The sequence below is a fragment of the Brevibacillus sp. HB2.2 genome, assembly GCF_013284275.1.
In the GTDB taxonomy this organism is placed as follows: domain Bacteria; phylum Bacillota; class Bacilli; order Brevibacillales; family Brevibacillaceae; genus Brevibacillus; species Brevibacillus brevis_D.
This window is the reverse complement of sequence record NZ_JABSUV010000025.1, coordinates 65,263-77,737: the sequence shown is the minus strand read 5'-3', so window position 1 is coordinate 77,737 and position 12,475 is coordinate 65,263. Positions and strand designations below refer to the sequence as shown.

At 46.4% G+C, this 12,475-nt stretch carries 12 protein-coding genes, 1 pseudogene and 1 riboswitch; of the genes and pseudogenes, 4 read left to right on the top strand and 9 right to left on the bottom strand.

Features of this window, described 5'->3' with window-relative positions:
- The 4 genes and pseudogenes from HP401_RS30580 to HP401_RS30565 all read right to left on the bottom strand — a co-directional run bounded on the left by HP401_RS30580 (window position 1) and on the right by HP401_RS30565 (window position 5,281).
- Entirely contained in the window at window positions 1–384 is a 384-nt protein-coding gene (locus tag HP401_RS30580) for a BlaI/MecI/CopY family transcriptional regulator (protein ID WP_015891363.1), read from the bottom strand.
- A gap of 1,185 nt (window positions 385–1,569) precedes the next feature.
- Window positions 1,570–1,758 (bottom strand): annotated as a pseudogene (locus HP401_RS35730) (RCC1 domain-containing protein); the annotation flags it as partial.
- Between the two features lie 1,112 nt (window positions 1,759–2,870).
- The gene (locus HP401_RS30570; RefSeq protein WP_173606071.1) at window positions 2,871–4,460 is read right to left on the bottom strand and encodes a catalase; all 1,590 of its coding nucleotides are present in this window, start codon (window positions 4,458–4,460) and stop codon (window positions 2,871–2,873) included.
- A gap of 80 nt (window positions 4,461–4,540) precedes the next feature.
- A complete protein-coding gene (locus HP401_RS30565; protein WP_309145141.1) occupies window positions 4,541–5,281 on the bottom strand; it encodes a 2-phosphosulfolactate phosphatase in 741 nt (246 codons plus the stop codon).
- 114 nt (window positions 5,282–5,395) lie between these two features.
- On the opposite strand from HP401_RS30565, the gene HP401_RS30560 reads away from it, so the two are divergent.
- Window positions 5,396–5,842: a hypothetical protein gene (locus HP401_RS30560; RefSeq protein ID WP_142496847.1), complete on the top strand. Its 447-nt coding sequence runs from the start codon at window positions 5,396–5,398 to the stop codon at window positions 5,840–5,842.
- Window positions 5,843–6,012: 170 nt separating this feature from the next.
- Here the strand turns inward: HP401_RS30560 and HP401_RS30555 are convergent, their stop codons facing one another.
- On the bottom strand, window positions 6,013–6,216 hold the full coding sequence (locus HP401_RS30555) for a cold-shock protein (RefSeq protein ID WP_007729289.1): 204 nt from the start codon (window positions 6,214–6,216) through the stop codon (window positions 6,013–6,015).
- Between the two features lie 429 nt (window positions 6,217–6,645).
- Between HP401_RS30555 and HP401_RS30550 the strand changes: the two genes are divergently transcribed.
- Entirely contained in the window at window positions 6,646–6,990 is a 345-nt protein-coding gene (locus tag HP401_RS30550; protein WP_254457111.1) for a rhodanese-like domain-containing protein, read from the top strand.
- A gap of 84 nt (window positions 6,991–7,074) precedes the next feature.
- Window positions 7,075–7,232: riboswitch (cyclic di-AMP (ydaO/yuaA leader) on the top strand.
- Between the two features lie 7 nt (window positions 7,233–7,239).
- A complete protein-coding gene (locus HP401_RS30545; protein WP_173606068.1) occupies window positions 7,240–8,040 on the top strand; it encodes a CAP domain-containing protein in 801 nt (266 codons plus the stop codon).
- Between the two features lie 64 nt (window positions 8,041–8,104).
- Here the strand turns inward: HP401_RS30545 and HP401_RS30540 are convergent, their stop codons facing one another.
- From HP401_RS30540 to def, 3 genes are all read right to left on the bottom strand, one after another.
- Window positions 8,105–8,257 (bottom strand): hypothetical protein, encoded by a 153-nt coding sequence (locus tag HP401_RS30540; protein WP_015891371.1) that lies wholly within the window; start codon window positions 8,255–8,257, stop codon window positions 8,105–8,107.
- A gap of 100 nt (window positions 8,258–8,357) precedes the next feature.
- Window positions 8,358–9,368, bottom strand: coding sequence for a homoserine dehydrogenase (locus HP401_RS30535; protein ID WP_173606067.1), 1,011 nt, complete (start codon window positions 9,366–9,368; stop codon window positions 8,358–8,360).
- Window positions 9,369–9,398: 30 nt separating this feature from the next.
- A complete protein-coding gene (def, locus tag HP401_RS30530) occupies window positions 9,399–9,926 on the bottom strand; it encodes a peptide deformylase (protein WP_173606066.1) in 528 nt (175 codons plus the stop codon).
- 178 nt (window positions 9,927–10,104) lie between these two features.
- Here def and HP401_RS30525 point away from each other — a divergent pair, with 178 nt between their 5' ends.
- Window positions 10,105–11,412 carry an aminotransferase class I/II-fold pyridoxal phosphate-dependent enzyme gene (locus HP401_RS30525; protein ID WP_142496843.1) on the top strand — a complete coding sequence of 436 codons (1,308 nt, stop codon included), beginning with the start codon at window positions 10,105–10,107 and terminating at the stop codon, window positions 11,410–11,412.
- A gap of 119 nt (window positions 11,413–11,531) precedes the next feature.
- Here HP401_RS30525 and HP401_RS30520 read toward each other — a convergent pair whose 3' ends face one another.
- Entirely contained in the window at window positions 11,532–12,440 is a 909-nt protein-coding gene (locus HP401_RS30520) for a DMT family transporter (protein ID WP_173606065.1), read from the bottom strand.
- Window positions 12,441–12,475: the final 35 nt, after the last annotated feature.

Genomic DNA, 12,475 nt, shown 5'->3' with positions numbered 1-12,475 from the left:
TCACTGCTTTTTCTTTTGTTTTTCCGTCAATATTTTTTGCAGCTTATCGATTTCTTCGTTGGATAGCTGCACATCTTCGAGAAAATTGGTCATCATCGTGCCTACTGCCCCGTTAAATACTCGTTTCAAAAAGGATTCGCTTTCCGCCCGTTTGCATTCATCTTCCTGAACGAGTGGGAAATATCGGTAGCTGCGGCCCGATTTTTCATAGCTGATTGCCTTCTTTTTAAGCAGCCTGTTCAAAAACGTGCGTACCGTTTGCTCCGTCCATTCGATATCGGCTGGTAAACGCTCAATGATTTGTTCCGCTGTCGCGGGATGATCTCGCCAGATCACCTTCATGATTTCCCACTCGGCCTCCGATATTTTCGGAATGTTGTTCATCCATACATCACCTCTTAGATTTACAAATGTAAATTCAGCTTCTATGAAAATATTACAATTGTAAATACAAACTGTCAACCATCTTTTTCCACAACTTCTAAAAACGGAAAAATGAAAAGCACAGTAGAAAAAGAATATTCCCACTGTGCCGTTACTTTTCTTCTTTTATTGTCTGACCCTATCTGGGTGAAGCTCACCTTTTCCGTATGGATTATCGCCAATCAATACGATCTTATCAGCTTCAGTGACCAGCACATGATAATGCGAGCCTGGTCCTTCGATCGCATAGCCGTACGAAGAAGAAATCAGTCTAACGGGAGCCGCTACTTTTTGTTTTTGAAGCGGTTCCCATTCGTGTTCGAAGATTTGCCCATCCTTCGTAATCCGCAAACGTCCGCTCATCATCGCAATGCCTTCTTCCGTTTTGGGTTCCAGCTTCACTTTGATAGCTCCAGCGTCCTTTCCTTCACTCTCAGGGTAAACCTGAATTTCCTGAGCCTTGCCTGCATCATTGATTGCCCAAACGGATGCGGTATCCTTTGTATAACGGACAAAATATTCAGGCGCAAGCTCACGAATTCCTTCCAAACCAGCTATTGTTGCAAATGAAGTGAACGGTTCATTATTCTTCCGTTCTGCGTACAATACCTGACCATTTTTCGTCACAGCAAAAAACGTATAAAGATTGGCATAAAGCTTGGTCACATCCGCAGCCATTTTTGAATCTATTTGGAGGGTTTCCACTTTTTGTGGGCGCAGGTTCGTGATGACATATACCCCTCCGCGTTCGGCAGAATCAAAGCTGAATTCCACAGTCAGGAATTTATCATCCTCCGTACGCAACAAGAGATGCTCCTCCCCACCAACAAAATCCTTAATGCGAGAAGGCAACGCCAATGTTTGACAGCTGCTAAATTCACTGGTCCACAACTGGATTTGTCCGTTCTCATTCAAGGTAACCGGAGAATCCAGGATGCTATCCATTGTTTTTACTTTCGTAGGTCCTTTTACTTCATATGGCACTCGCTCCGCGCCAAAACCCCATACAGAACCATCCTTCCGAACGAAGTACGGTCGATCCAGCTCAGTTACTACCTGTTTTACATCACGTAATTCGCCCAATTCCGTCCAAGTGTCAAAGGTAACAGGGATTCGCCCCAACTGTCCTGTCATATTGCTGCCAAATGAATACACGTTTCCTTTTTTATCGAGAGCAATCACATGGTCGGTGCCCGCTTTTACGTCCGTAATATCAGAAAGACCCGTTATTTTAACTGGCTCCTCGAGCTCATTTTCCAGATTCGCACCGAGCATTCCTAGTGTATTATGTCCCCAGCCCCAAACAGTTCCGTCCACTTTTACGATTAGGTACATTCCTTCTCCGCCAACTGCCATACGCATGGCACCATCTGCATGAGCAGCACGCACTACTTTTTCATTTTCTTTTGTATTGTAGCTGTACACCTCGCCCTTATCTGTTTGGATCAGGGCGCGATCCGTGTAATCGACGGCTACCTGTTTGACTTTCCCTGGGATATCCATTACCTGTAGATTTTCAGTGTTCAGCTCTCCGGATTTGCCATCGAGATAAAGAAGCTTCCCTTCATCATCTACTAGAAACAAGGAAAAGGCAGAGCTATACATGTCACGGATATTCGAGAGCTTCGTCACCTTTTCCGCTGCTTTCGCTCCTTTTTCCCATTTCAGTACAGTACCGTCTTCTTTCAGTAAAAAAAGTACGCCTTCATGAAGATCGAGCTGCTGAATGTTCTTGATTTTATCCAAACCGGCCAGTTTTTCTGGTGCTTTCTTCTCATCAATCTGCCATACTTCACCAGCGCTCGTTAGGACATAATCCGTCATGACTTGCTTGGCATCCTTGATCCCGGCTAGCTTGTGCGGTTCATACTTCTTGTCAGATTGAAAGCCCCACTTCCACACTTGCCCATCCTCGGTGAAGGCGTAAGAAATGCCTGGCCTCCACCCATAGCCTGCTTCATCAAAAATGACGCCTGTTGCAATGGCAGTAATCCCTTCCAGTACCGGCTTATTCTCCAAAGGTTTCCAAGACTTCATCGTTGTATTCGATAGATCTGCTTTTGCATCATCTTGACTGCAAGCCTGAAGCTTCACCTCGGTATTGCCCGTCGTGCTAACCGTTGCTTCAACCTTTTGGGAAGCTGCCTTCGCAGGGGATGCAGCAACAACGCCCCCTGTCGTCAATAGGGACAGTACCGCGGTATAGCTCAACACTGCTACCCATTTCTCTCTTTGTACCATCATGAGTCTCCTCGCCATCGTCAAATGTAAACAAATGTAAGACGCTGGAAACTCGAATTGCGTTACTGTTATTTAGCGTCCTTTGATGCAAAGTGGCTTCGTGATCCCTACTTCTGTAGCAATTGCAACCGGATACAAAAAAAGAGCTCTACCATAGATTCGGCAAAGCTCCGCTGTTCATTCAGTCTTGTTTTTCACTCGGGTCATCAGTAAGGCTTGGACGGGCGAGACTTCTGTTCAGCTTCCTTGACAGCCGCTCCAGGATTCGTCGCTCCCATCGGTCCGCCCATTTCTTTGTGATTTCCGCCATTGCCCTGTGCAACTCCAGCTTTCAAACGTTGACCGTACTCTTCGTTACATTGGGAGAAGTAACCAAGCATTTTCTCTTGAATGCGAGGGTCACAGGAGAGGAGTGCATCCGTCAGATTGGCAATGAGGTCTTCTCTTTCCCAGTCTTCCAAGAGGCGGTATCGTTCTCCCGCCTGTTTGAAATCGTTGGTGCGATCAATTTTTTGACGAACGACCTTCCCTTCCACTTCTGGCTGATGATCAGGAGCTGCTTGCTTGGCTTCCTGCAATCCGCCAATCGTTGATGGCTCATAGTTAATATGCCGCTGCGTCCGATCGACTCGATACAGCATTTGACCGCCTTCCTGATTGGTAGCGACATGCTTTTTGGGAGCGTTGACCGGAAGCTGCAAATAGTTGGCGCCAACCCGATACCGTTGCGTATCGGAGTAAGAAAAGGTCCTTCCTTGCAGTAGCTTGTCATCAGAGAAATCAAGTCCATCCACTAAAACACCTGTCCCAAATGCTACTTGCTCGACTTCAGCAAAATAGTTATCCGGGTTTTTGTTCAATACCATTTTGCCCACCGGAAGAAACGGAAACTGATCTTCAGGCCATATTTTCGTTGGATCGAGCGGATCAAAATCGAGTTCTGGATGATCGTCATCACTCATGATCTGGACGCACATTTCCCACTCCGGATATTCTCCTCGCTCAATCGCTTCATACAAGTCCTGCGTGGCATGATTGAAGTTTTTCCCTTGGATCTCTTCCGCCTGTTTTTGTGTCAAATTCTTAATTCCTTGCGCTAACGGCTGCCAATGGTATTTGACCAGGACCGCTTTTCCTTCATGGTTTACCCACTTGTACGTGTTTACGCCAGAGCCTTGCATTTGTCGATAGTTCGCTGGTATTCCCCACGGGGAGAACAAAAACGTAATCATATGCATGGCCTCAGGCGTGTTCGAGATGAAGTCAAAGATCCGTTCCACGTCTTGAATGTTTGTGACAGGATCAGGCTTGAACGCATGGACAAGATCAGGAAACTTCATGGCATCCCGAATGAAAAAAACTTTGAGGTTATTGCCTACCAGATCCCAGTTCCCGTCCTCCGTATAAAACTTCACCGCGAACCCACGTGGATCTCGCAATGTTTCGGGCGAATGTGTCCCATGATTAACCGTAGAAAACCGCACAAACACAGGCGTTTTTTTCCCACGCTCCGAAAACAGCTTTGCTCTCGTGTACGTAGAAATCGACTCACCACCTACGGTTCCATACGCTTCGAAATAGCCATGTGCTCCTGCGCCTCGACTATGCACGACACGCTCAGGTGTTTTCTCCCGATCAAAATGTGTGATTTTTTCAAGAAAATCGTAATTCTCCAGAACGGTTGGCCCGCGATTTCCAACTGTCCGCAAGTTCTGGTTGTCTGTGATCGGATGGCCTTGACGATTCGTCAGGATATTATCTTCTGCCTGGTTGATGGACTTGCTCTTTTCATCCATATGAATCCTCCCTGTCCAGTTTTTCTCATGTGTGGTTCATAACCATGGTTACCGAATGAGGGATTCTTTATGCGAAAAGACTAAATCGCTTCGTACGCAAAATCATCGTTAAGTACTGGAACTGCGCCACTCTGATTCCACTGCGCTGCAAGTTCGACATCTTCCGGGTACCCCATGCTGATCAGTTCTTGGCCAGAAGCACATTTCTGCAAGTAAGCAGGAAGATGATCTTGAGCCGATCGAAAGGCTGCCACTGCTATTTCGGCCTCTGGTGACAATCGATGCCCCTCCAATTCATGAAGCAGCGCACCTGCCGCAATCATATCTTCAATAGCAGGACGCAATGCTCCATTTCCCCACCGTTCACCGCAAGCAATGACGGTTACGGTTCCATTCTGCTGCTGTATGTATCTGGCCACAGATGGCGCGTTTCGCAAGCACGCAGCGATTACCTTCGCACCTGTTTTCTTCGCCAACACGGTACAGGTCGATCCGTTTGGCGAGGGTAATACGATTTTACTTCCCATTGGAACCGCTTTCAAACAGGCAGGTGAAAGGGAGATTGGTTCTCCGCGTTTTCCAGCGAGCAACGCTGCTTTTTGTTTGGCGAATGCTACGGTTGACTCATCCTTTACCTGATAAGGATAGACGATACCTCTTCGTCCCGTTACGATATCGACACACGTGCTGAAGGAGAGCACATCGATAATGACGATCATATCCGATGCTGCCCCGACCTGTTCTACCCCTTCGTATCCCCAATCAAATCGAGCTGTATAGTCAAGTTGTTTGCATACAGTTCTATCTCCCAAACCCTCCACCATCCTCTATCAAAAATAGGTACTCGTCCCCTTACGTTCGCCGTTACGAATTAAGACAAGAAGCAATATCGTATTATTGTCCCACTAGATTACACAAGAATGGAGTGAACATGGATGTCTGAAATCGAATACGACGACGATCAAGGTAATTCGGAAAAAAGAAATCACAAACGCCCAAGAAGAAATACTGTGAGAACGACCGGTATTTTGCAAAACAACCTCGCCCGTGCTCTCACCGCTCACCTCGACCTGGTAAATCTGAACACAGAACCGGTTGAAGTACGTGTGCAAGTATTAAACTGGGGTAACGCAGTTACGCAAACGAATCCAGTTAGCACCTTGCTTGACATCACGCAATTTATCCCTGCGAATACTCGAACTGCTTTCAATGCGCTGATCCCCGCTTCTTTCCACTATGAAGTCCGCCTTACCGTAGCAGAAAACAACAGAAATGTCCTTCTCACCACTTATGGCCGTACTACTATCGGCGGCGGTCAAGTTGTTGGTCTTACCGTTCTTGACAGTCAATTCCAAACTGTCGAAATCGAAACTTGTATTTAACTATCTTGCAGGAAGAAAATGAGGAATTATGGTGGGACGCCATAGTTCCTTTTTTTATCCATTCGCATGCAGGAAAAGGCGCTTGGGACGATCACAACGCCTTTTTGCTTCTACGACCACGACAAAAAAAGAAACTGCCCTCGAAAGGACAGTTTCTTTGAAAAGGAGACTTACAGTTTTACTACGTTCTCAGCTTGTGGGCCACGGTTGCCTTGAACGATGTTGAATTGAACTTTTTGACCTTCGTCCAAAGTTTTGAAACCGTCACCTTGGATTGCGCTGAAGTGTACGAATACATCGTCTCCGCCTTCTACTTGAATGAAACCGAAACCTTTTTCTGCGTTAAACCATTTTACTGTTCCGTTCGTTTGCATCTAAAAAACCTCCAAAAATTCAATTTGAATATGCTAGTCATATTTACCGAAGCAAATAAAGCTCACATATCATGAAGAAATACCAGATCATGTGCGATGATACGCCTTCATGATATGTGAATTTTACTTATTCAGCAAATATGCGAATGTCATAGGACGGAACTGCAAAATAAAAAACTAAACCTTTTGAAAACCTAAAACAATGAAAGCCCTTCCTCTCTTCCATCCTTGCGGCTCCGATGACCGCGCCAGTGTGAATCGGGGATTCAAAAATGTTATCCATCAGCATACAAACACCTCGATGAATGATTAGGTATCAATTTTTCAAGTAGCAACCTCATTCTACCATGGTTGTCCAAAAAAAGCAACCGTTCACCCTTATTCTGGACGAAGCGGGACTCTGATACAATAGGATTGGGAGGGATTACATTGCAAAATCATATTTTGACAACCATTCAATTATCCGAAATGCTTGAAAAGAAAGTGCCCGTACTTTTATTGGACGTACGCGACGCCGAGAAATTTGTTTCCGGCAGCCTCGTTCACGAAAACGCATCGACGCAAAACGTCCCCTATCTTCTTATGAAAGAACAGGACAAGCCGCTTGATGAAGAAACCGAAAAACTCGCGCAAAATGTGCAAATCGTTACCTTATGTACAACAGGTAACAAAGCTCAAAAAGCTGCGGCTCTCCTTCGTGAGCATGGTTTCCATGCAAATGCATTGGAAGGCGGCTTAACTGCCTGGAAGGAACAATTAAACGAAACGAAATGAGCCTAATTTATCAACGATTCAAGCTATTTGCCATATATTACTCCTTTATTTCGATTGGGATTGTCTGATATCGTTGTTCATGCCAAACGAAATAAGCCGAGACTTCCTCTTTGAAAAGGAAGTGCGGGGGACTTTTTTGTGGATGAGCTATTCCACATTGGGGTGAATCGCCGAACTGGCGTAGGGTTGTTTCCTCAATCCGAATCCGACAACTAACCTCGTAGGCAAAAAAAAGGAGAGATTTGTTTTATGAAACGTTTTGGTTCTGTTACAATCGCGATGACTCTTGGTCTGGGCTTGGCTTTGACAGGGTTTGCTTCTTCTGCTTCCGCAGCATCTAACTGCCCATTGAAGAACGGACAATTCCAATTCAATGTGGGTCAAAATATGGGACAATTCCAAAAAGCACCAAATGCTCAACAGTTCTTTAACTTTTTCCAAAAGCAAGGCTTTGTTCCTGGCCAGCCACAAGCAGTACAGCTGATGCAACCTGTTAAGCAAGGACAAGCTACACCTGTACAACAACCATGCCCGTATCAACCAGGATCTTTCCAACAAGCACCCGTACAACAAGCGCCAGTACAACAAACACCAGCACAACCAGTACAAACAGCACCAGCACAACCTACCAATAATGTCACTGAGCCTGCCGCTCCAGTAAATCAAGCGGATCAAGCTAAGACGGGGGATTTTGCGAAACAAGTCGCGGATTTGGTAAACCAAGAACGTGCAAAAGCAGGTCTCAAGCCTGTTCAAATGGATGCAACACTGTCCAAAGTAGCTTTGGCTAAAGCACAAGATATGTCTGCTAACAACTATTTTGACCACAACAGCCCAACGTACGGTTCCCCATTTGACATGATGAAGCAGTATGGCATTCAATACTCGACTGCAGGTGAGAATATCGCCATGGGTCAACAGAGTCCGCAAGAAGTCATGCAACAATGGATGAACAGTGAAGGCCACCGCCAAAACATTATGAACCCTGACTTCACAAAAATTGGTGTAGGCTTCACAAATGGCTACTGGGTACAAGAATTTATCGGGTAACACGCTTTGCACGAAACGAAAAGCCGGTGTCTCTTAATCGAGACCCGGCTTTTTCGTGTAGACATTAATCCGGCTGTGTTTCAGAAGCCTGTTTTTTGGGGGTACAGCAGCTTTCCTGCTCATCTAGCAAAGCAACGTCCTTTTGATTCATTTCTTGCTTGGTTGGGTAAGCAGATACTTGCTGCAGCTCGGCATTGACATCAGACGATTGTTTCATCCGTATGGCCCCCTCGCCGTTTTTGGTGGTACATCCCTAGTATGCACGCGGCTCTAAACGACTCATTCCTAAGGAACACTGGAAGCACATGCAAATGAACCTATCTGCTAATAATATGTTCAAGGTCTTTTAAAGCAGCCGCTGCTGCCGCAACAGGATCTGATTTTCCTCCAACGACCAATAAATCCCCCATGACATCTGTTTCTACCCGGATGGCTTTTGTCGTACCTGATACGGATGCAAACGGATGGGTAATATCCACCGCACACAGCTCAACTGCTACAGAAACCGTACCATTCGCTTCCTTTTGAATCGTTCCGATCAGCTTGGGAATCTTCGTATGCTTTTTCCACGTCTCGATTTGTAACGAGGTTATTTCGCGAATACTTGCGCGTTCGATATCGGTTAGATTTACTTGCCCGCCAAAAGCAGCGTTTGCCAGGATCGTGAGCTTCGAAGCTGTATCCCAACCATCGATATCGTAGGAGGGATCCGGTTCGGCAATCCCCATCTTCTGAGCGAGCTCGACTGCTGCTGTACAGGTGAGCCCCTCTTCCATCATTTTTGTGAGCACGAAGTTCGTCGTTCCCGTAAAAATACCTTCGACTCGTTTTACTTCACAGCCTGCCAAGTTATACTGCAAAAGATCGATCGTCGGCAGAGCTGCTGCTGTTGCCCCACTAATTTTCAACGCGGTACCATGTTTTTTGGCAAGAGCGGCCAAACCAGCATAATCAACAACAAGCGCACCTTTTGAAATCGCGATCGCATGCATGGCATTCTCCAATGCATACCGAATATAAGTCAGACCAGGTCCCCCCTCTTTTTCAGATGGACCTGCCTCGATGAGTACGTCTGCTTGAACTGATTTGATAAATTCCAACGCGTTCCAAGATGCGTTCCCTGCTTGTTTTGTATGAGCATAGTCTGCCCATTTCCCTGAATCGATTCCGTTCTCATCATAGAGGCCGGAAGTTGAACGAACGATTCCCACGAGTCTGACATCCGCTTCATATAGCTCGCGGTACCGCTCCCGTCGCTGTTCCACCAGTCTGGCTACCTGCTGTCCTACTGTTCCGAAGCCTGTCACCATAATATTCCAACGTTTCATGAGTCAATCTCCTTGCTATTTATGCTCCGTTTATTTCCACCATTTTTTTCTATTTTTATCTTGTATCCGGTGTAAATCCTTGCGATTCAATTTCTTTCCTGTTTTTGCCGAGTAGAGCTCTTCCGTATGATCAATAAACAATATTCCTTCCAAATGGTCCATCTCGTGCTGAATACACCGAGCAAGGAAATCTTCGGCTTCGATTGTCTTTGTTTCTCCTTGGCGGTTCAGCGTCTGGACTTTGACATAATTCGCCCGACGAACGATTCCGAAAACACCTGGTATCGAAAGACAAGCTTCTTGCCCTACCTGCTCACCTGATTTTTCCATCAACACCGGATTGATTAGTTCAATCAAGCCGCTGCCGCAATCCATGACAACCAAACGCTTCGGGATACCAATCTGGATCGCAGACAAGCCTGCTCGACCTTTCGCAGCGTAAATGGTTTGGGCCATATCATCCAATATCTTTTCAACCTGCGGAGTAATGGATTGTACTCTTTTTGACGTTTCACGCAAGATAGGGTCCCCCAGGCGAACGATCATGCGTTCAGCCATTTCATTCTCCCTCCCGCATTACTCTGTTTTCGATTTCAAGGTAGCAAATCAGGTCCTCGCTGTCAAAAAGAACCTCGCAAAATCTGAAATATCCCTTTAGGCAAGGGTGACAAATGCATGTAGATACGCTATCTTTATTGGTAAAGATAGATGTTTGTATATGAAAAGGGAGGCTACCATGCATTCATTGGCATCAACGCTGAACGAAACCATCCAACGAGAAAACCCGCACGTGTATGAAATGCTGTCCGATATCGCCAAGCTGATCTATTTCCCAAAAGAGGGGATTCTCAGCCAATCGGCAGAAGCGAAAGCAAAAGCGAAAAAGTACAACGCAACCATCGGGATTGCACTGGAAAACGGTCAACCGATGCACCTTAAGGTCATCCAAGATAACCTGTCAGCTTACCAGCCAAAAGACATTTACGAGTATGCGCCCCCAGCTGGAAAGCCTGAGCTGCGTGCAGCATGGCGTAAAAAAATGATCGAGGAACAGCCTTCACTGGCTAATCATACGTTCAGTAATCCTATCGTTACAAACGCTTTGACGCATGGCCTGAGCATCGTGTCGGACCTGTTCGCTGACAGCGGCGACAGTGTCATCATCCCGGACAAAAACTGGGAAAACTACGAGCTTACTTTTTCGATCCGCCGTGGTGCGGAAATGGTCTATTACCCATTATATAACGACGAGATGAAATTTAATGCTGCTGCTTTGCGCGATGCCATTCTCGCACAAAAAGACAAAGGCAAAGCCATCGTCGTACTCAACTTCCCGAATAACCCAACAGGCTATACACCAGGCCCAGAGGAAGGAAAACAAATCATCGCTGCGCTCAAAGAAGGCGCAGAGGCTGGAATCAACATTGTTGCGGTCACAGATGACGCGTACTTCGGCTTGTTCTTCGAAGATTCGATGCACGAATCTCTCTTCGCTGGCCTGTGCGATGTTCACCCTCGCATTCTGCCTGTAAAAGTAGATGGAGCTACCAAAGAGGATTACGTATGGGGCTTCCGCGTTGGCTTCATTACGTATGCATCCCCGTCCAGCGACTTGCTCAGCGCTTTGGAGCAGAAGACAATGGGAATCATCCGCGCGACTCTTTCCAGCGGATCACATCCTTCCCAAACGTTTGTCCTGCAAGCAATCACCGCACCGGAGTACAAAGCACAGAAGCAGGAGAAATTTGATATCATGAAAGGCCGCGCCAACCGCACCAAGGAAGTGCTCGACAGCGGTAAATACGATGATGTGTGGACCTACTATCCATTCAACTCTGGCTACTTCATGTGCCTCAAGCTAAAGACTGTCGAAGCAGAAACATTACGCCAGCACTTGCTGGAACAGTATGGCGTGGGTACGATCGCTCTCGGTCAAACCGATTTGCGCATTGCCTTCTCTTGCATTGAAGAAGAAAACATTGCGGACTTGTTCGAATTAGTCTACAGCGGTGTGAAAGATTTGGAAAATGCATTGACCAAATAACAAGCTCTCTTGCAAAAGCGTCTTGACCTCGTGTCAGGGCGCTTTCGTTTTCCTTTATAAAAAAGACCCGGATACCCACGAAATAAAAATGCGAGGGTTTCCGAGACCTTATCATCAAGCTATTTCCATTCGCTTTCCATCGACGAACGTATACGACGAGGCTGCTGTGTACCGATAAAAATGGAGGCAAGCACTAGGATCATCCCCACCCCATGCAACCAAGTAAATGCTTCATTCAAGAAAAAGACAGCCACGAGAGCAGCACTTATCGGCATCATTCCGGTGAACAAGCCCGCTTTGGATGCCTCCACCTTCTCCACCCCTTTGTACCAGAGAAAGAAGGATAAGACACTGGCCGTAAACGCATAGTACACAAGAAGCCACCAGACATTTGCAGGTACGGCACTCCAATCAAACCGCAAGCTTTCCCAGATCGCAAACGGAAGAAACAAGACAAAGCTGATGACATTAATCGCAGCCGTCATTTGAAAAGGCGTTATTTTCCCAGACAGTCTTTTGGCGAAAATCGTGAAAAGCGCTTCGCTGACGACTGCAAAAAATACGAACAAATTGCCAAGCATGCTTACCCAGTTTTGCTCCACTCCGCTTCCTGTGAACGTAATGAAGCCGATGCCGCCTACGGAAAGACTGATCGCCACTAAGCTATTGGCGTGTAATTTTTCTTTGAGAATCCAGAACGAAAACAAAGCGATGCAGGCAGGTACTGTACTCGTAATGATACCCGCGGCAGTAGCAGTCGTCCACTGAACGCCGTACAGCATGCAAATACTAAACAGAAACACGCCGAAAAACGACTGCCAGAATAGCACCTTACCTTCCTCACGGCTCCAAGACGTTTTCCATTCTCCACGCATAGCGAGCAACGGCAATAGGATGACGATCGCTAGCAAAAAGCGCAGCTCCGAAAACAAAAACACGGGAACATGGGAAACAATTTCTTTCCCGATGGAGATGTTGCTTCCAACCAAGGCCATAGCCATGGCTAACTGTATGTAAGCGAACAGCATGACGACCCGCTTCCCCCTTCAACCTCCTACCATTC

Coding starts and splice junctions, on each gene's coding strand:
- HP401_RS30535 (WP_173606067.1), bottom strand. CDS start 9,368: ATGAAACGTTGGAATATTATGGTGACAGGCTTCGGAACAGTAGGACAG.
- HP401_RS30540 (WP_015891371.1), bottom strand. CDS start 8,257: ATGAAACAATCGTCTGATGTCAATGCCGAGCTGCAGCAAGTATCTGCT.
- HP401_RS30580 (WP_015891363.1), bottom strand. CDS start 384: ATGAACAACATTCCGAAAATATCGGAGGCCGAGTGGGAAATCATGAAG.
- HP401_RS30545 (WP_173606068.1), top strand. CDS start 7,240: ATGAAACGTTTTGGTTCTGTTACAATCGCGATGACTCTTGGTCTGGGC.
- HP401_RS30525 (WP_142496843.1), top strand. CDS start 10,105: ATGCATTCATTGGCATCAACGCTGAACGAAACCATCCAACGAGAAAAC.
- def (WP_173606066.1), bottom strand. CDS start 9,926: ATGGCTGAACGCATGATCGTTCGCCTGGGGGACCCTATCTTGCGTGAA.
- HP401_RS30560 (WP_142496847.1), top strand. CDS start 5,396: ATGTCTGAAATCGAATACGACGACGATCAAGGTAATTCGGAAAAAAGA.
- HP401_RS30570 (WP_173606071.1), bottom strand. CDS start 4,460: ATGGATGAAAAGAGCAAGTCCATCAACCAGGCAGAAGATAATATCCTG.
- HP401_RS30555 (WP_007729289.1), bottom strand. CDS start 6,216: ATGCAAACGAACGGAACAGTAAAATGGTTTAACGCAGAAAAAGGTTTC.
- HP401_RS30520 (WP_173606065.1), bottom strand. CDS start 12,440: ATGCTGTTCGCTTACATACAGTTAGCCATGGCTATGGCCTTGGTTGGA.